Here is an 18,773-nt window from a genome sequence, read left to right on the forward strand (position 1 = left end):
CGCCGCAATCCCGCTGGGCCGGCCTCTCGCGCCTTGCCGCAGTGGTCGGCATCGTCGCCGTCATCGCGACTCTCACCGGGTTCGTCACGCCGCGCGCGGGGGCGGGCGAGCCGGCGGAGACGCCCTTCGTCCGCGTCCGCATCGACCAGGTCACGCCCGACGTGGTCACCACCACCAGCCAGCCCGTCGTCACCGTCAGCGGCATGGTGACCAACGTCGGCGACCGCCCGGTGCGCGACGTGATGGTCCGCCTCGAGCACGCGGGCGCGGTCACCGAGTCGGCGGGCCTGCGCACCTCCCTGGACGGCAACACCGACCAGTACCAGGCGGCCGCGGACTTCCTCACCGTCTCCCCCGAGCTGCAGCGCGGGCAGGAGGTCGGCTTCACCCTGTCGGCGCCCCTGCGCTCACTCGCCAAGCCGTCGCTGGGCATCGACAAACCCGGCATCTACCCCGTGCTGGTCAACGTGAACGGCACACCCGACTACGGGGCCCCGGCGCGACTGGACAACGCCCGGTTCCTGCTGCCCGCGGTCGGCGTCCCACCCGACACCGGCGACGACGAGGAATCCGCAGTCGCCCCCGACACCTCCAAACCGGTCTGGATCACGATGCTGTGGCCGCTGGCCGACCGGCCCCGCCTGGCGCCCGGCGTCCCCGGCGGCACGATCCCGGTCCGTCTGGTCGACGACGACCTCGCCTCCTCCCTGGCCCCCGGCGGGCGCCTGGACATCCTGCTGTCCGCCGCGGAGTTCGCCACCGGCCGCGACGCCGACCCCGACGGGGCGGTGAACCACGCGCTGTGCCTCGCCGTCGACCCTGACCTGCTGGTCACGGTGAACGCGATGACCAACGGCTACGTCGTCTCGAACTCCCCCGACGGGCCGGCCCAGATGCCGGGCACCCCCACGCACCCGGGCACCGGCCAAGCGGCGGCGGTCGACTGGCTGAACCGGCTGCGCGCCCTGGCCCACCGGACGTGCGTGGCGCCGCTGCCCTACGCGCAAGCCGACCTCGACGCCCTGCAGCGCGTCAACGACCCGGGGCTCAGCGCGGCCGCCACCACCAACGCCGGAAGCATCGTCGACCACATCCTGGACGTGGGGTCGACCCGCGGGGCCACCCTGCTCCCCGACGGCCCACTCACCAACCGCGCCGTCAATCTGCTCAGCGGCAACGACAGCACGGTGGCGATCGCCGCCGGCGACCTCTCCGCCCAGGACTCCGGGAGCGACACCACACAGAGCCTGGACACCGCTCCCCGGCGACTCTCCCCCCAGGTCGTGGTGGCTCCCTTCGACCCGGCCGTGGGTGCGGCGCTCGCCGGGGCCGGGACCAACCCGGAGGTCCCGACCTACCTCGACTCCTCTCTGACGATCCGGCTCTCCCACGATTCGGAAACCGCGCGGCGTCAGGACGCGCTGGGCTCGATGTTCTGGCACTCCCTGCAGCACGATGACGCGCCGCGCACCCAGTTGCTGGTCCCGCCGGCGACCTGGACCCTGCGCGCGGACGACGCGCACATCATCCTCTCGGCGTTGTCGACCAGCATCCGTTCGGGCCTGGCGGTTCCGCGCCCGCTGCCGGCCGTCATCGCCGAGGCCGCGTCTCGCACCGAGCCACAGCAGCCGCCCGGCGCCTATTCAAAGGCGCGCGGCCGATTCAGCGACGCCCTCACCACCGACATCGCCGGCGAGGTCGGACGGGTGTGGGGCCTGACCTCCGCGCTCACCACCGACGAACGCACCGGACTGACCGGCGTCCAATACACCGCCCCGCTGCGCGAGGACATGCTCCGCGCGTTGAGCCAGTCGGAACCGCCGGACGTCCGCAACGGGATGGCCCAGCAGCGGCTCGCGGTGGTCGGCACGACGGTCAACGACCTGTTCGGTGCCGTCACGATCGTCAACCCCGGCGGCTCCTACACCCTGGCCACCGAGCACAGCCCCCTGCCGCTGGCGCTGCACAACGGCCTCGCCGTCCCCATCCGCGTGCGGCTGCAGGTGGACGCCCCGCCGGGCATGACGGTGACCGACGTCGGCGTCATCGAGTTGCCGCCGGGCTACCTGCCGTTGCGGGTGCCGATCGAGGTCAACTTCACCCAGCGGGTCGCCGTCGACGTCACGCTGCGGACCCCCGACGGCATGCGGTTGGGTGACCCCGTGCGGTTGTCGGTGCATTCCAACGCCTACGGCAAGGTGCTGTTCGCGATCACCATGACCGCCGCGGCCGTGCTGGTCGTGCTCGCCGGGCGCCGTCTGTGGCACCGCTTTCGCGGTCAACCCGACCCGGCCGACCTGGACCGCCCGGACCCGCACGACGCGATGCGCGTCCGCGTGCACGAGGAGCCCGAGCGGCGGGTCGATCACGAGCACCGGGTATGAACCCCGCCTCCCGGCAGGCGCAGCCGCGACGCCTGCCCCACAAAATCCAGCCGCGGCGGCACGACCCGCAATCGCCGCCGACGGGCCCCCTGCCCCCCGTCCCCGCGGGGATCGACCGCCGGCGACCCGAACTCTCCGACGCGGCCCTCGTATCGCGGTCGTGGGGTATGGCGCTGGCGACGCTGGTCAGCCGGCTCACCGGCTTCGCCCGGATCGTGCTGCTGGCCGCCATCCTCGGCGCGGCGCTGTCCAGCGCGTTCTCGGTGGCCAACCAGCTGCCGAACCTGGTCGCGGCGCTCGTTCTCGAGGCGACGTTCACCGCGATCTTCGTGCCGGTCCTGGCCCGAGCCGAGCAAAGCGACCCCGACGGCGGCGCGGCGTTCGTGCGGCGGCTGGTCACGCTGACGACGGCGCTGCTCGTCTTCGCGACGGCGCTGTCGGTGGTGGCCGCCCCGCTGTTGGTGCGGCTCATGCTCGGCCGCACCCCGCAGGTCAACGAGCCACTGACCACCGCCTTCGCGTACCTGCTGCTGCCCCAGGTGCTCGCCTACGGCCTCACCTCGGTGTTCATGGCCATCCTCAACACCCGCAACGTGTTCGGGCCCACCGCCTGGGCGCCCGCCGTCAACAACGTCGTCGCGCTGGCCACCCTCGGGGTGTACCTGGCCGTCCCCGGCGAGCTGTCGGTCGACCCGGTCCGGATGGGCAACGCCAAGCTGCTGGTGCTGGCCATCGGCACCACGCTGGGCGTGTTCGCCCAGACCGCGGTGCTGCTGGTCGCGCTGCGGCGCCAACGGGTGAGCCTGCGGCCGCTGTGGGGAATCGACGAGCGCCTCAAACGCTTCGGCACCATGGCCGCCGCCATGGTGCTCTACGTGCTGATCAGCCAGCTCGGCCTCATCGTCGGCAACCAGATCGCCAGCACCGCGGCGGCGTCCGGCCCGGCGATTTACAACTACACCTGGCTCGTCCTGATGCTGCCGTTCGGCATGATCGGCGTCACGGTCCTGACGGTCGTGATGCCCCGGCTGAGCCGCAACGCCGCCGCCGACGACACCCGCGCTGTGCTCGCCGACCTGTCGCTGGCGACCCGCCTGACGCTGATCACGCTGATCCCGATCGTCGCCTTCATGACGGTCGGCGGATCGGCCATCGGCAGCGCGCTGTTCGCCTACGGGCACTTCGGGAATGTCGACGCCGGATACCTCGGCGCCGCGATCGCGCTGTCGGCGTTCACGCTGATCCCGTACGGCCTGGTGCTGCTGCAGTTGCGGGTGTTCTATGCGCGCGAGCAGCCCTGGACGCCGATCGTGATCATCCTCGTCATCACGGCGGTCAAGATCGCCGGCTCGGTGCTGGCGCCGCACCTCACCGGGGATCACAAGCTGGTCGCCGGCTACCTCGGGCTGGCCAACGGCGTCGGCTTCCTGGCGGGTGCGATCGTCGGTTACCAGCTGCTGCGGCGGGCGCTCCGACCTGCCGGCGGGCACCTGATCGGCCACAGCGAGGCCCGCACGATCCTCGTGACGACCGCCGCGTCGATGGCGGCCGGTTTGGTCGCGCACGTCGCCGACCGCCTTCTGCAGCTGGGCCGGCTCACCGCGGACTGGGGAGCCGGCGGCTCGTTGCTGCGCCTGTTCATCCTCGCGACGATCATGCTGCCGATCATCGCCGCGGTCATGCTGCGCGCCGGCGTCCCCGAGGCGCTGGCCGCCCTGGCGTTCGTCCGGCGCCGATTCGGCGGCCGCGGGGACGCCGGGAATGCCGCTGAGGCGGAGTTATCGTCTGGCCAGCATCGGGTCACGTACCCTGAGCAGAGGATTTCGTCCCCGCCGGGGGTCAAGGCGGTTCAGGAGCCGATCCGGCACAGGCATCTGGAGAGGCCGTCGGAGCCGGGAGCCAGCGCCCCCCTAACGAAAGGACCGGAGGTGACCGACCGCCCAGTAGATAGCGCCGCATCCGGTTCGGCGTCCGGTGCGCCCCGGCGGCCGGTCGCGGACGACTTCCAGCCCGACATCCCGGCCGCCCCCGCCGCCGAACCGTCCACGTCGCGCCCGTCCGACGAGCCCAACGGCGATTTCTCCGCCGAATCGACGCGCGGGCCCATCCCGTTCGACGCGCCCCGCGAGCGGGGCGGGGAGCCGGCCGCGCCCGCGGACGACGTCCACCTGGTTCCGGGCGCCCGGATCTCCGGGGGCCGGTACCGGCTCCTGGTGTTCCACGGCGGCGCGCCGCCGCTGCAGTTCTGGCAGGCGCTGGACACCGCGCTCGACCGGCAGGTCGCGCTGACGTTCGTCGACCCGGACGGCTCGCTGCCGAGCGACGTGCTGCAGGACATCCTGGCCCGCACCCTGCGGCTGAGCCGGGTCGACAAGCCGGGGGTCGCCCGGGTGCTCGACGTCGTCCACACCGGGTCGGGCGGGCTGGTGGTGTCCGAGTGGATCCGCGGCGGCTCGCTGCAGGAGGTGGCGGACACCTCGCCGTCGCCCGTCGGCGCCGTCCGGGCGGTGCAGTCGCTGGCCGCGGCCGCCGAGGCGGCCCACCGCGCGGGCGTGGCCCTGTCGATCGACCACCCCAACCGCGTCCGGGTCAGCATCGAGGGCGACGTGGTGCTGGCCTATCCGGCGACCATGCCCGACGCCAACCCGCAGGACGACATCCGCGGCATCGGCGCCGCGCTGTACGCCCTGCTGGTCAACCGCTGGCCGCTGCGCGAGTCCGGGGTACGCAGCGGGCTGGCGCCCGCCGAGCGGGACGCCTCCGGCACTCCCGTCGAACCCATGACCATCGACCGTGACATCCCCTTCCAGATCTCCGCCGTCGCCGTCCGGGCGGTGCAGGAGGACGGTGGGATCCGCAGCGCCTCAACACTTTTGAACCTACTCCAGCAGGCCACCGCGGTGGCCGACCGCACCGAGGTGCTCGGCCCGATCGACGATTCGGCGCCGCCGCCGCCTTCCCGCACGCAGACCGTCCGCGACGAAGCCGCGATGGCGCGCCGCCGCCGCAACGTGCTGATCGGCGTGGGTGCCGGCCTCGCCGTCATCATCGTGGCCCTGCTGGTGATCGCGTCGGTGGTGAGCAAGATCTTCGGCAACCTCGGCGGCGGCCTCAACAAGGACGAACTCGGGCTCAACGGGCCGTCCTCGTCGACGTCCTCGTCGGTGAGCTCGGCCCCCGCCGGCAGCACCGTCAAACCGACCAAGGCGTCGGTCTTCTCGCCCGACGGCGACCCCGACAACCCGGGCCAGGCCGGTCAGGCGATCGACGGCGACCCCTCCACATCCTGGTCCACCGAGACCTACACCGACGCGGTGCCGTTCCCGAGTTTCAAGCAGGGCGAAGGGCTGATGCTGCAGCTGCCGAACCCCACCGTGGTCGGCCAGGTCGACATCGACGTGTCCAGCACCGGAACCAAGGTGGAGATCCGCTCGGCGTCCACGCCGTCACCGTCGCGCCTGGAAGACACCACCGTGCTGGCGCCCGCCTTCACCCTGAAGCCCGGCCACAACGTCATTCCCGTCCGGTCCGGCGCCCCGACCTCCAACCTGCTGGTGTGGATCTCGACCCTGGGAACCACCAACGGCAAGAGCCAGGCCAGCTTCTCCGAAGTCGCGGTGCACGCCGCGTCCTGACGGCGCTCACAGCCGGGCGCGGCGGTGAAGTGCCGCCCGATACCCGACTGGTTATGGTCCGGCCGTGGATTTCGGGCGACACGACCAGCGCGAACGCACCGACGCCGAACTGCTGGCCGCTCACGTCGCCGGCGATCGTTACGCGTTCGGCGAGCTGTTCGGCCGCCATCAACGCCAGCTGCACCGGCTCGCCCGGCTCACCACCCGCAACCGGGAGGACGCCGAGGACGCGCTGCAGGAAGCGATGCTGTCCGCGCACCGCGGCGCGAAGACATTCCGGCACGACGCCGCCGTCGGCAGCTGGCTGCACCGCATCGTCGTCAACGCCTGCCTGGACCGGCTGCGCCGCGCGAAGGCCTACCCGACCACCCCGCTCGACGACGTCTACCCGGTGCCCGACCGCACGGGCCACGTCGACACCGCGATCCTGGTGCAACGCGCGCTGATGCGCCTGCCCGTCGAGCAGCGCGCCGCCGTGGTGGCCGTCGACATGCAGGGTTACTCGGTCGCCGACACCGCCGCCCTGCTGGGGGTCGCCGAGGGCACCGTCAAGAGCCGCTGCGCCCGCGCCAGGGTCCGCCTCGCCGAGCTGCTTGGCTACCTCGACGCCGGCGGGCCACGCCCCGTGGCCAACCGCCGGTACATATCGGACACTGGGGCGGATGGGTGAGACCGACGACACCGACCACGACCCCGGCCGCGCGCCAGCCGATCCGCCCCTGACGGTCGACCTCCTCGCCGACCTTCAGGCCGGCCTCCTGGACGACGACGCCGCCGCGCGCGTGCGCCGCCGGGTGCGCGCCGACCCCGACGCCCAGGGTGTGCTTCGCGCGCTCAACCAGGCCCGCCGCGACGTCGCCGCCGTCGGCGCGGACCCGGAATCGGCGCCGGACGTGGAGCCGGAGACCGCCGCGAACGTCGCGTCGGCACTGGCGGCGCATTCCGCCCGCCCGCAGATCCGGCCCGCCCGCGTCGTCGCGGCCGGGGCGGGTGTGTGCGCGGTGCTGGCCGCCGGCGGCTTCGGCACGGCGGCGCTGCTGCGCGACTCGGCGCCGGCTCCCAGCACGCCGACCACGGCCGAACACATGGTGTCGAGGCCGCCCGCGGCGATCCCGCTGTCGCGGGACGAGATCCTGGCCTTGCTCGGCGCCGCGCCAGACTTCGGTCCGCTCGGCGACCCCGGCCGGCGCGCCTCGTGCCTCAGCGGCCTGGGCTACCCCGCGTCGACCCCGGTGCTGGGCGCCCGGCCTGTCGACATCAACGCCCGGCCCGGCGAGCTGCTCGTCCTGCCGGGCGACACGCCCGACGCCCTCGCGGTGTTCGTGGTGGCGGACAATTGCACCGCCGCCGACACCGGGCTGCTGGCCAACACGCAGGTCAACCGGCCCTAGTGTGCCGGCACCCGCGCGCGGGAACACCCGGGCTTACGCTGACGTTTGTAGGTATCTCCGACACCGGAGAATCCAACCTCGAAAGGCTGGCATGACTGCTGACACCGTCCACGACGTGATCATCATCGGTTCGGGTCCCGCCGGATACACCGCGGCTCTGTACACCGCCCGGGCGCAGTTGGCCCCGCTGGTGTTCGAGGGCACCGCCTTCGGTGGCGCGCTGATGACCACCACCGAGGTGGAGAACTTCCCCGGCTTCCGCGACGGCATCACCGGCCCGGAGCTGATGGACCAGATGCGTGAGCAGGCGCTGCGATTCGGCGCCGACCTGCAGATGGAGGACGTCGAGTCGGTGTCTCTGGAGGGCCCGGTCAAGTCGGTGGTGACGGCCGACGGGCAGACCCATCGCGCCCGCGCGGTCATCCTGGCGATGGGCGCGGCGGCCCGCTACCTCGGGGTCCCGGGCGAACAGGAGCTGCTCGGCCGCGGGGTGAGCTCGTGTGCCACCTGCGACGGCTTCTTCTTCCGCGACCAGGACATCGCCGTCGTCGGCGGCGGTGACTCGGCGATGGAGGAGGCGCTGTTTCTGACCCGGTTCGCCCGCAGCGTCACCCTGGTGCACCGCCGCGAGGAGTTCCGGGCGTCGAAGATCATGCTCGACCGCGCCCGCAACAACGACAAGATCACCTTCCTCACCAACCAGATCCCCACCGCGGTCGAGGGTCAGGAGACGGTGACCGGGCTGAAGCTGCGACACACCGTGACCGGTGAGGAGACCACATTGCCGGTGACCGGGGTGTTCGTCGCGATCGGCCACGAGCCGCGCTCGGCGCTGGTTCGTGACGTGCTAGACGTCGACCCCGACGGCTACGTCCTGGTCAAGGGTCGCACCACGAGCACCTCGCTGGAGGGCGTGTTCGCCGCCGGCGACCTGGTCGACCGCACCTACCGGCAGGCGATCACCGCCGCGGGCAGTGGCTGCGCCGCGGCCATCGACGCCGAGCGGTGGTTGGCAGAACATGCGGCGTCCAGCGCCGCGGCGCAAGGCGATGCGACCGAATTTCCCGGCAGTACCGACACATTGATTGGAGCACCGCAATGACCGACGCCGAAAAGGCCAAGGCCACAATAGAAGTCTCCGACGCGTCCTTCTCCAGCGAAGTGCTGTCGAGCAATACGCCTGTGCTGGTTGACTTCTGGGCGACGTGGTGCGGGCCCTGCAAGATGGTGGCGCCGGTGCTCGAGGAGATCGCCGCCGAGCGCGCGGGTGAGTTGACCGTCGCCAAGCTCGACGTCGACGCCAATCCCGAAACGGCGCGGGATTTCCAGGTGGTTTCGATCCCCACGATGATCCTCTTCAAAGACGGTCAGCCCGTGAAGCGGATCGTCGGCGCCAAGGGCAAGGCGGCGCTGCTGCGCGAGCTCTCCGACGCCGTCTGACGACCTCCCCGAGGCCAATTCGTTAGACGCACCACGCCCCGCGGTTAGCCTGGGGTTTTCCCGAAATCGAGAAGCGTCTGCGACAATAACCGATAGCTGCTGCCCAATCTCAGCTGGTTCAGCTTGTCCCGGAGGGCCCTTGGTATGTCGAGTCCGCGCCGCGAACACGGCGACGCGCTGCGCTGTGGTGACCGCGGCGCAGCTGTGACCGAAATCCGGGCGACATTGGCCTCCCTGGGTCTACTGGAGATTCCCGACGACGACCTGACCACCGGCCAGCACGTGGCGGTGGAGTTGTTCGACGCCGAACTCGATCAGGCGGTGCGGGCGTTCCAGCAGCACCGGGGCCTGCTCGTGGACGGGGTCGTCGGCGAGGCCACCTACCGCGCGCTGAAGGAGGCGTCCTACCGGCTGGGAGCGCGGACGCTGTTCCACCAGTTCGGCGCTCCGCTCTACGGTGACGACGTCGCCACGCTGCAGGCGCGGCTGCAGGATCTCGGCTTCTACACCGGCCTCGTCGACGGGTATTTCGGTCTGCAGACCCACAACGCCCTGATGTCCTACCAGCGCGAGTACGGGCTCGCTGCCGACGGCATCTGCGGCCCGGAAACCTTGCGCTCCTTGTACTTTCTGAGTTCCCGCGTGACCGGGGGCTCGCCGCACGCCATCCGCGAGGAGGAGCTCGTCCGCCGGTCGGGCCCCAAGCTGTCGGGCAAGCGGATCATCATCGATCCGGGCCGTGGCGGCGCCGACCACGGCCTCATCTCGCAGGGGCCGAGCGGACCCATCAGTGAAGCGGATGTGTTGTGGGACTTGGCAAGCCGACTCGAGGGCCGGATGACGGCCATCGGCATGGAGACCTTCCTGTCGCGTCCCGCGAACCGCAGCCCGTCGGACGCCGAACGCGCCGCTACCGCCAACAACGTGGGCGCGGACCTGATGATCAGCCTGCGCTGTGAAAGCCAGGTGAGCCCGTCGGCGAATGGCGTGGCGTCCTTCCACTTCGGCAACTCGCACGGTTCGGTGTCCACGATCGGCCGCAATCTCGCCGACTTCATTCAACGAGAAGTGGTGGCACGCACGGGCTTACGCGATTGCCGTACGCACGGTCGGACGTGGGATCTGCTGCGGCTCACCCGGATGCCCACCGTTCAGGTGGACGTCGGGTACATCACCAATCCGCGCGATCGCGCCATGCTGCTTTCGACGCAGACCCGCGACGCGATCGCCGAAGGAATCCTCGCCGCCGTCAAGCGCCTGTACCTTCTCGGCAAAAACGACCGTCCCACAGGCACATTCACCTTCGCCGAACTGTTGGCACACGAGTTGTCGGTGGAACGCACCACGCGGCTCGGCGGCAGCTAACCGCCCGTCTTCAGCGTGTTGCCGGCGGTGGAACCCGCGCCCACCGGCTGCTGCAGCTGGGCGTTTTCCAGCAGACGCTCCAGCGCGGCCTCGACCTCCGCCTTCCAGCCTAGACCCTTGTCGAGCTCCAGCCGCAGGCGCGGAAAGTACGAATGTGGCGCCACCACAACGAAACCCACGTCCTTCAAGAACTCCGCGTCGATGATGCAGTGGTCGACGGAGCAGTCGCCGAGCGCCTCCAGCACCGGGCGGACGTCCGGGCTCACAGCGCGCGGGTCCTGGAGTTCCGAAGCGGCCGGCGTGCGTCCGAAAGCCTCCAGCGCGCGCACACCGCGCCGCATCAACTCGTCGATGACGCGGGCGATGAGCCCGTGCGGCAGGTCGTCGGAGGCCTGCCCCCGCTCGATGCCCATGGAGGTCAGCAGCACCGCGTCCGCCGACACGGGTGCCGTGGGGAAGCGCTGCGCGCGGGGCACGGCCCGCGGCGGGGCGTAGAGGACGTACCCGAGGCACGGCGGCTCGGCGGGGCTGCGGTCGTCGGGGACCGCGGTCGCGATCTGTCCGCACGAACCCCACTCCAGCATCACCATGGACAACCAGGCTTCCTTCTCGAACTCGGGGTCGGCGAGGTGGTCCTGGTTTCCGAGGGTCGCCGGATCAACCTCCCAGAACACGCAGCGGCGGGCGTGCTTGGGAAGGTGCTCGAAGGCCTCGAGCCGCAGTGGCGTGATTCGAGCGGACACTAGCCTCCTGGCTTCCCTCCGGTAGGCGAGCCGATTGCGCCGGCAACCCCTCCAGGATAGGAGAGTTGGCGCTGACGCGGCCACCTTTTCGGACGCCGCACGGGCGGCACGGCCCGGCCAGGGTGCGAGCGCGGCGCCATCGGCTGCGGCCCGCGAAACGGGTTGCGCGCCAGGGGGTTTGCGCTGGCGTCCGGTCGGTCGATGCGAAAAAGATCCATGTTTGTCACAGTGACGTAATTACACGGGGTGGTGGGTCACGCCTCGGGCGTGGTCATCACGTCGACGATCCGCTGCAGATCGTCGACCGAGCCGAACTCCACGACGATCCTGCCCTTGCGCTTCCCCAGGCTGACGGTCACCCGGGTGTCGAAGGCGTTCGAGAGCCGCTCGGCCACGTCCTGCAACCCGGGCATGTGAATGGGCTTGCGGCGCTGCGGCGGTGGTGGCGTCGCGCCGCCGCGATTGGCGAGCGTGACCGCCTCCTCGGTTGCGCGGACCGACAATCCCTCGGCGACGATCCGGGCGGCCAACTCTTCCTGCGCCTCCGGGCCCGCCTCGAGGGCGAGCAGCGCGCGGGCGTGGCCGGCGGACAGCACGCCGGCAGCCACCCGCCGCTGCACCGGTATCGGTAGTTTGAGCAGCCGGATCATGTTGGTGATCAGCGGCCGCGAGCGGCCGATGCGCGACGCCAGTTCGTCGTGGGTGACGTCGAATTCGTCGAGCAGCTGTTGGTAGGCCGCCGCCTCTTCGAGTGGGTTCAACTGCACCCGGTGGATGTTCTCCAAGAGGGCGTCGCGCAGCAGGTTGTCGTCGCCGGTCTCGCGCACGATCGCGGGGATGGTCGCCAGGCCGGCCTCCTGGGCCGCCCGCCAGCGCCGCTCCCCCATCACGATCTGGTAGCGCGCCCCACCCGGCGTGGCGGGGATCGCGCGAACCACGATCGGCTGCAACAGGCCGAACTCGCGGATGGAGTGCACGAGCTCGGACAGCGCCTCCTCGTCGAAGACCTGCCGCGGCTGACGGGGGTTGCGTTCGATGTCGCCCGGCGCGATCTCGCGGTACACCGCACCCACGGCCGCCGCCTGGGGCGACGGTCCCCCGATCAGGACGTCGGCCGCCGCGTCGCCCATCCGCGGGCCCAGCGTCGCGGGGCCCGCGTCGCCCTCCGCCGGGCCGGTCGGGATCAGCGATGCCAGGCCCCGGCCGAGGCCGCCCTTCTTCCGTAACGGCTGCGTCATGGTGCTCCCTCTTTAGGACTGGTGTTCGTCGCGCTGCGCGAGCTCGCGGCTCGCATCGAGATAGCTCATCGCGCCCCGGGAACCCGGGTCGTAGTCGATGATCGTCATGCTGTAGCCCGGCGCCTCGGAAACCTTGACGCTGCGCGGGATCACGGTCCGCAGCACCTTCGGCCCGAAGTACCGGCGGACCTCCTCGGCCACCTGGTCGGCGAGCTTGGTCCGCCCGTCATACATCGTGAGGATGACGGTGCTGACCTCGAGCCGCGGATTGAGGTGCGCCTTCACCATCTCGATGTTGCGCATCAGCTGCGAGACGCCCTCGAGGGCGTAGTACTCGCACTGGATGGGGATCATCACCTCGGGCGCGGCGACGAGCGCGTTGATGGTCAGCAGGCCGAGCGACGGCGGACAGTCGATGAAGACGAAGTCGAAGTCGAAGTCGTCCAGCCCCGCCAGCGCGGTGCGCAACCGGTTCTCCCGCGCCACCATGCTCACCAATTCGATTTCGGCGCCGGCGAGGTCGATGGTCGCGGGCACACAGAACAGCCGGCTGCTGTGCGGGCTCGGCCGGATCGCCTCCTTCAGCGACACCTCGCCGAGGAGCACCTCGTAGGACGACGGCGTGCCCGACTGCCGGTCGGCGATGCCGAGTGCCGTGCTCGCGTTGCCCTGCGGATCGAGGTCGATGACGAGCGTCTTGAGTCCCTGGATGGCGAGCGCGGCGGCCAGGTTGACGGCCGTGGTGGTCTTCCCGACGCCGCCCTTCTGGTTGGCGACCGTGAACACGCGGCGGTGCGACGGCCGTCGCAGGGGCTCGTAGGTCGTGTGGATGACCCGCATCGCCCGCTCCGCGGCCGCCCCGATCGGGGTGTCCAGTTCGTCCGATGTTTCACGTGAAACATGCGGCGCTGGCGCGGCGCCCGCTGGCCGGTCGTGTGGCGCGCTCATCTGGTTCCGCCCTCCCCCGTCCGCTTCGGGCGCCGGCGTGCCGGCTGGCCGCGCCGCGCGATGACCACGGTTGCGGGGGGCCGCAAAAGGTCCGCGCCACATGTCACCACCCTGGCATCAACGGCGCCCGCAGCACCCATCACACGCCGGTGCTGTTTGACTTCCTCGGGAGCGCGCTCCCCCTTCATCGCCACCATTCGCCCGCCCGGCCGTAGCAACGGCATACTCCACTTCGTCAGCTTGTCCAACGCCGCCACCGCTCGCGACACCGCCACGTCCCTCTCGCCGAGCCGGTCGCGCACCCATGCCTCGTCGGCCCGGCCCCGCACCACCTCGACGGCTAACCCTAGTTCGGCGACGACCTCGTTGAGAAATTCGCTGCGCCGCAGCATCGGCTCCAACAGCGCGACCTCGAGGTCGGGTCGTGCGAGCGCCAGCGGAATCCCCGGAAGCCCGGCTCCGCTCCCGATGTCGACAATCCGCTCCCCCTCGCCGAGCACCTCGCCGATCACGGCGCTGTTGAGGATGTGGCGGTCCCAGAGGCGCGGAACCTCGCGCGGCCCGAGAAGGCCGCGTTCGACACCCGCCCCGGCGAGCGCCCGCGCGTAGCGCTCGGCCAGGTGAAGCCGTTCGCCGAAGATGTCGTGCGCCGCGGCGGGCGGGGCGCCGGGGTCGACGGCCTCAGCGCACCCGCCCGTCTCGCCATGTTTCACGTGAAACATTCCCGTCGCTCGGCACGAACTACACGGCTGTAACTCGGCGTGGCTAGTCGTGCAGAACGACGACGCGGCGCGACGGTTCGACGCCCTCGCTCTCGCTGTGCACGCCCGGCACCGCGGCGACGGCGTCGTGCACGATCTTGCGCTCGAACGGCGTCATCGGCCGGAGTTCTTCGCGCTCGCCGGTCTCCAGAACCCGGCGGGCCACCTTGTCGCCCAGCGCGGCCAACTCCTCGCGGCGTCGCCGGCGCCAGCTCGCGATGTCGAGCATCAGCCGGCTGCGCACCCCGGTCTTCTGGTGCACGGCCAGGCGCGTCAACTCCTGCAACGCATCGAGCACCTCGCCGCCGCGACCAACCAGCTTGTTCAGGTCGTCACTGCCGTCGATGCTGACGACCGCGCGGTTGCCCTCGACATCCAGATCGATGTCGCCGTCGAAGTCCAAGAGGTCCAACAACTCCTCGAGGTAATCACCCGCGATCTCCCCCTCGGCGACCAAGCGCTCCTCGAGATCGTCGAAGCCGCCCTCGCTCTGCTCGTCCTCGACCGCGGCCGTCTCCTCGACGTCTGAATCCACGTCACGCTCGGTGGTGTCGGCGTCCGTCATGCCTTTCTCTCCCTCATCCACGGGTCACTGCCCAAACCGGGGTCGCCTGATGCGACGACCCAATGAGTCCTCAGCGCTTGCGCTTCTTGGGTCGCGCCCCGGGACGCGGGGTGCGATTGCCCGGGCTGGTGGTCCGCCCGGACGGGCTCGGCTTCTCCTCCGAGATGCCGGCCCCGGTGTCGGCCCCCTGGCCGTCGCCGTTCTTGGTCTCCGTGGGGACGTCGCCACCGGCCACCGCGCCGTTGCCACCGGACGACGTCGCCTTCGGCGCCCGCTTCGGCTTTGCGCCGGGCGCCGGCGCGTTGGCGGCGCGGCGCGCGATCGCCTCCTGCTTCTTCGCCTCTTCCTCCTGCTCGAGCATCCGGAACACGAGGTGCTGCTGACCGAAGGTCCAGATGTTGTTCGAGAACCAGTAGAAGATGATCGCCAGCGGAAGGAACGGGCCACCCACGACGACCCCGAGCGGGAAGACGTAGAGCGCCAGCTTGTTCATCATCGCGGTCTGCGGGTTGGCGGCCGCCTCCGGACTCTGGCGCGCCACCGAGGCGCGGCTGTTGAAGTACGTCGCGATGCCGGCGAGGATCATCACCGGCGCACCCACCGCGATCACCGCCGGACGACTGAAGTGTGTGAACGCGTCCAACCCCGCGTGCTGCGTCATGAACGCCCCGATCGGCGCACCGAAAAGGTTGGCGTCCAGGAAGTGGCCGACGTCGGCCGGGGTGAACACGTAGTTCCCGGTCGCCCGGTTCTGTGCCACCGACAGGTGCGGCTGACCGAAGCCACCCGTCGTCCGGTTGAACGATCGCAGGACGTGGTAGAGGCCGAGGAACACGGGGATCTGCACGAGCATCGGCAGGCAACCGAGGAGCGGGTTGAAGCCGTGCTCGCGTTGCAGCTTCTGCATCTCGAGGCCGAGGCGCTGGCGGTCCTTGCCGTACTTCTTCTGCAGCGCCTTGATCTGGGGCTGCAATTCCTGCATCTGGCGCGTCGTGCGGAGCTGGCTCACGACGGGCTTGTACAGCAGCGCCCGCAGCGTGAAGACCAGGAACATGACGGACAGCGACCACGCGAAGAAGTTCGACGGACCCAGGATGGCGCCGAAGAGCTTGTACCAGACCCACATGATCCAGGACACCGGGTAATAGACGATGTCGAGGCTGAAGAAATCAAACAAGAGACTCACTCTCCCCTCGCGCCGCCGGCCGGACCCGGGCGTCGCTTGTGTCGTCGAGGTCCTGGCGCTCCGGGACCGGATCCCACCCTCCCGGATGCCAGGGCCCGCACTTGGCGAGACGGGCGACCGCCAGCCAGCCTCCCCGAACCAAGCCGTGCTCGGTCAGGGCGTCGACGGCGTAGTGGCTGCAGGTCGGGATGAAGCGGCAGGTCGGTGGTCGCAACGGCGACACCATGTGCCGGTAGAGGTTGATCACGAACACGACGACCCGCACCGCGGCGGCTCCCCCGGCGTTCAGCGCGGCGCGCCCCCTCATCGACCCGCCCCGGCGGCGTCGAGGGTGCGGCGCAGGGCCCGACGCAGTTGTTGTTCCAGGCGCGCGGACGACGCGGTGCGACTGCCGGGCAACGCGCGGATCACCACGCGGTCGCAGGGCCGGAAGTCCGCCAACATCGGGCGGGCCACATGCCGCAGCCGACGGGCGACGCGGTGTCGGTCCACGGCCGAGCCCACGGACTTCGCGATGATCAGTCCGACGCGCGGCGCGCTCCCCTCGCCGGCGTCGGCACAGCGCCGGACGTGCACGACGAGGTCGGGTTGCGCGGTCCGCGTCCCGTGTCTCACCGTCGCGTCAAACTCGGTTGACCGCCTCATGCGGTTGCGTGCGGGAAGCACCGCAACATCCGTGCGATCAGGCAGTCAATGCGCGGCGACCCTTGGCCCGCCGCTTCGACACGATCGCACGCCCGGCCCGGGTCCGCATCCGCAGACGGAAGCCGTGTACGCGGGCTCGGCGCCGGTTGTTCGGCTGAAAGGTCCGCTTGCCCTTGGCCACGACGTACTCCTCGTTGTGTCTCGCTCAGCCAACCGGCCGCGCACGCGCTTTCGAGCGGGTCGGCCGGAGATGGTTCTTGCTCGCTGGCCGGCGCGGTCCCCGGAACAATGCCCTAGGTCGCAGCCGCATCGCCTACTTTCGGGCGACTGTTTGAGGGTACTGACGCGCCCTCGCCGGGTCAAACCTGGCCTGCGGCAACGCACCCGCTCGCCTAGGCTGGGAATGTTCGCGGTCCGCGCCGCCCCACCGGGAAGCCCGCCCGCGCCGTGAGTCAAACCGGGGCCCAAGTGACCCTAAACAACTCGATTGGAATGCAGCAGAACTGTTGGCAGCCGCACGGAAAACTGTTAGCTTCTGCCAAGGTCGTTTTAGACTGGAACGGCGCTCGACAACGAAGCGAGGATGGCGGATCGACTAGCTGCGTAGACGACCTCAACGGGTTTTCTTCAGCACGGAGATCGCGTGCCGTCGCCGATAGGTTGCGGCTCGCTTTACGATCATCCTGTCCACACCTGTGCATAACTATGTGGACAGTTGCTTTGTCGTCCGGCGTCTTTTGTACTTTTGACCCGGGACGAGTGAGAACCAGGGGGATGCGTCGTTGACCGATGACCCCGGTTCCGGCTTCAGCACCGTCTGGAACGCCGTCGTGTCCGAACTCAACGGTGACGCGGGCGCGGACGGCGCCTCCGCCAACCGCACGACCCTCATCACGCCGCTGACCCCGCAGCAGCGGGCCTGGCTCAATCTCGTTCAGCCGCTGACCATCGTCGAGGGGTTCGCGCTGCTGTCGGTGCCGAGCAGCTTCGTGCAGAACGAGATCGAACGTCACCTGCGCGCGCCGATCACCGACGCCCTCAGCCGACGACTCGGCCAGCAGATCCAGCTCGGCGTGCGCATCGCCCCACCCGCGGAAGACGCCGACGACATCCCCTTCACGCCAACGGCCGACGGTGTTCCGGAGGCCATCGCCGACGACGACTCCGGGATCGAGCTCGACGACGGTGAGGAGAACGGCGAGGCCGCCGCGGACAGCTGGCCGCATTACTTCACCGATCGCGCGCGCAGCGCCGATCCCGTCGTCACCCTCGGGGCCAGCCTGAACCGCCGCTACACCTTCGACACCTTCGTCATCGGCGCCTCCAACCGGTTCGCCCATGCCGCGGCCCTGGCGATCGCCGAGGCCCCGGCCCGCGCCTACAACCCCCTCTTCATCTGGGGTGAATCCGGCCTGGGCAAGACCCACCTTTTACACGCGGCCGGCAACTACGCCCAGCGGCTGTTCCCCGGCATGCGGGTCAAGTACGTCTCGACCGAGGAATTCACGAACGACTTCATCAACTCGCTGCGCGACGACCGCAAAGTCGCCTTCAAGCGCAGCTACCGCGACGTCGACGTGCTGCTCGTCGACGACATCCAGTTCATCGAGGGCAAGGAAGGTATTCAGGAGGAGTTCTTCCATACCTTCAACACGCTGCACAACGCCAACAAGCAGATCGTCATCTCCTCGGACAGGCCGCCCAAGCAACTCGCCACGCTGGAAGACCGGTTGAGGACGCGATTCGAGTGGGGCCTGATCACCGACGTGCAGCCGCCCGAGCTCGAGACGCGCATCGCCATCCTGCGCAAGAAGGCTCAGATGGAGCGGCTGGCGGTGCCCGACGATGTACTGGAACTCATCGCGAGCAGCATCGAGCGCAACATCCGCGAGCTCGAGGGCGCCCTCATCCGGGTCACCGCATTCGCGTCGTTGAACAAGACCCCGATCGACAAGTCACTCGCGGAGATCGTGTTGCGCGACCTCATCGCCGACGCGAGCACCATGCAGATCAGCGCGGCGACGATCATGGCCGCCACCGCGGAGTACTTCGACACCACCGTGGAGGAACTACGCGGACCGGGCAAGACGCGGGCGCTGGCGCAATCGCGGCAGATCGCCATGTACCTGTGTCGCGAGCTGACCGACCTGTCGCTGCCCAAGATCGGCCAGGCGTTCGGCCGTGACCACACGACGGTGATGTACGCGCAGCGAAAGATCCTGTCCGAGATGGCGGAGCGCCGTGAGGTCTTCGATCACGTCAAGGAACTCACCACGCGCATCCGTCAGCGTTCCAAGCGCTGAGGTTCTGTAGTCCCCTCCCCCGCTTCACGGCGGCCGTCGCGCGCGTCCCGACGGCCGATATCGGGCGAATGACGCTTGCGCGCCAACTTTTTTCCGAAAAACTTCTCACACCCCTGTCACAGCAGTCACACCCCGGCCCTGTGCGCAGCGCTGTGCACAAGGCGGTCAC

Annotated in this window: 17 protein-coding genes; 8 read left to right on the forward strand and 9 right to left on the reverse strand. The window is 70.0% G+C overall.

Annotated elements, in window-relative coordinates:
* Nucleotides 1-41: 41 nt before the first annotated feature.
* The 7 genes from GPY60_RS16015 (at nucleotide 42) to GPY60_RS16045 (ending at nucleotide 10,215) form a co-directional block, all read left to right on the forward strand.
* Nucleotides 42-2,384, forward strand: a complete 2,343-nt coding sequence (locus GPY60_RS16015) for a hypothetical protein (protein WP_370462738.1) — start codon at nucleotides 42-44, stop codon at nucleotides 2,382-2,384.
* Nucleotides 2,381-6,019, forward strand: coding sequence for a murein biosynthesis integral membrane protein MurJ (locus GPY60_RS16020; protein ID WP_156688663.1), 3,639 nt, complete (start codon nucleotides 2,381-2,383; stop codon nucleotides 6,017-6,019). Before GPY60_RS16015 ends, GPY60_RS16020 begins: the two co-directional genes overlap by 4 nt.
* A gap of 64 nt (nucleotides 6,020-6,083) precedes the next feature.
* On the forward strand, nucleotides 6,084-6,689 hold the full coding sequence (sigM, locus tag GPY60_RS16025) for an RNA polymerase sigma factor SigM (protein WP_156688664.1): 606 nt from the start codon (nucleotides 6,084-6,086) through the stop codon (nucleotides 6,687-6,689).
* Nucleotides 6,682-7,410 carry a hypothetical protein gene (locus tag GPY60_RS16030; RefSeq protein WP_156688665.1) on the forward strand — a complete coding sequence of 243 codons (729 nt, stop codon included), beginning with the start codon at nucleotides 6,682-6,684 and terminating at the stop codon, nucleotides 7,408-7,410. The genes sigM and GPY60_RS16030 overlap by 8 nt, the downstream gene beginning before the upstream one ends.
* Nucleotides 7,411-7,501: 91 nt before the next feature.
* A complete protein-coding gene (trxB, locus tag GPY60_RS16035) occupies nucleotides 7,502-8,512 on the forward strand; it encodes a thioredoxin-disulfide reductase (RefSeq protein WP_156688666.1) in 1,011 nt (336 codons plus the stop codon).
* Nucleotides 8,509-8,850 (forward strand): thioredoxin, encoded by a 342-nt coding sequence (trxA, locus tag GPY60_RS16040; protein WP_156688667.1) that lies wholly within the window; start codon nucleotides 8,509-8,511, stop codon nucleotides 8,848-8,850. Before trxB ends, trxA begins: the two co-directional genes overlap by 4 nt.
* A gap of 144 nt (nucleotides 8,851-8,994) precedes the next feature.
* The gene (locus GPY60_RS16045; RefSeq protein ID WP_156688668.1) at nucleotides 8,995-10,215 is read left to right on the forward strand and encodes an N-acetylmuramoyl-L-alanine amidase; all 1,221 of its coding nucleotides are present in this window, start codon (nucleotides 8,995-8,997) and stop codon (nucleotides 10,213-10,215) included.
* On the opposite strand, the gene GPY60_RS16050 is transcribed toward GPY60_RS16045, so the two are convergent.
* The 9 genes from GPY60_RS16050 to rpmH all read right to left on the reverse strand — a co-directional run bounded on the left by GPY60_RS16050 (nucleotide 10,212) and on the right by rpmH (nucleotide 16,482).
* Nucleotides 10,212-10,958, reverse strand: coding sequence for an acetyltransferase (locus GPY60_RS16050; RefSeq protein WP_156688669.1), 747 nt, complete (start codon nucleotides 10,956-10,958; stop codon nucleotides 10,212-10,214). The genes GPY60_RS16045 and GPY60_RS16050 overlap by 4 nt on opposite strands.
* 254 nt (nucleotides 10,959-11,212) lie before the next feature.
* Nucleotides 11,213-12,196 (reverse strand): ParB/RepB/Spo0J family partition protein, encoded by a 984-nt coding sequence (locus GPY60_RS16055; protein ID WP_156688670.1) that lies wholly within the window; start codon nucleotides 12,194-12,196, stop codon nucleotides 11,213-11,215.
* Nucleotides 12,197-12,208: 12 nt separating this feature from the next.
* Nucleotides 12,209-13,144 (reverse strand): ParA family protein, encoded by a 936-nt coding sequence (locus GPY60_RS16060; protein ID WP_231639683.1) that lies wholly within the window; start codon nucleotides 13,142-13,144, stop codon nucleotides 12,209-12,211.
* Nucleotides 13,141-13,866, reverse strand: a complete 726-nt coding sequence (gene rsmG / locus GPY60_RS16065; protein ID WP_156688672.1) for a 16S rRNA (guanine(527)-N(7))-methyltransferase RsmG — start codon at nucleotides 13,864-13,866, stop codon at nucleotides 13,141-13,143. Before rsmG ends, GPY60_RS16060 begins: the two co-directional genes overlap by 4 nt.
* A 43-nt stretch (nucleotides 13,867-13,909) precedes the next feature.
* Nucleotides 13,910-14,470, reverse strand: coding sequence for a Jag family protein (locus GPY60_RS16070; RefSeq protein WP_156688673.1), 561 nt, complete (start codon nucleotides 14,468-14,470; stop codon nucleotides 13,910-13,912).
* A gap of 70 nt (nucleotides 14,471-14,540) precedes the next feature.
* Nucleotides 14,541-15,656, reverse strand: a complete 1,116-nt coding sequence (yidC, locus tag GPY60_RS16075) for a membrane protein insertase YidC (protein ID WP_156688674.1) — start codon at nucleotides 15,654-15,656, stop codon at nucleotides 14,541-14,543.
* Entirely contained in the window at nucleotides 15,640-15,963 is a 324-nt protein-coding gene (yidD, locus tag GPY60_RS16080) for a membrane protein insertion efficiency factor YidD (RefSeq protein WP_156688675.1), read from the reverse strand. Before yidD ends, yidC begins: the two co-directional genes overlap by 17 nt.
* Entirely contained in the window at nucleotides 15,960-16,322 is a 363-nt protein-coding gene (gene rnpA / locus GPY60_RS16085; RefSeq protein ID WP_156688676.1) for a ribonuclease P protein component, read from the reverse strand. The genes yidD and rnpA overlap by 4 nt, the downstream gene beginning before the upstream one ends.
* 16 nt (nucleotides 16,323-16,338) lie before the next feature.
* Entirely contained in the window at nucleotides 16,339-16,482 is a 144-nt protein-coding gene (gene rpmH / locus GPY60_RS16090; protein WP_156688677.1) for a 50S ribosomal protein L34, read from the reverse strand.
* 601 nt (nucleotides 16,483-17,083) lie between these two features.
* Here rpmH and dnaA point away from each other — a divergent pair.
* Nucleotides 17,084-18,604 (forward strand): chromosomal replication initiator protein DnaA, encoded by a 1,521-nt coding sequence (gene dnaA / locus GPY60_RS16095; RefSeq protein WP_156688678.1) that lies wholly within the window; start codon nucleotides 17,084-17,086, stop codon nucleotides 18,602-18,604.
* Nucleotides 18,605-18,773 lie beyond the last annotated feature (169 nt).

Source organism: Mycobacterium sp. Marseille-P9652 (assembly GCF_902652685.1).
Taxonomy (GTDB): domain Bacteria; phylum Actinomycetota; class Actinomycetes; order Mycobacteriales; family Mycobacteriaceae; genus Mycobacterium.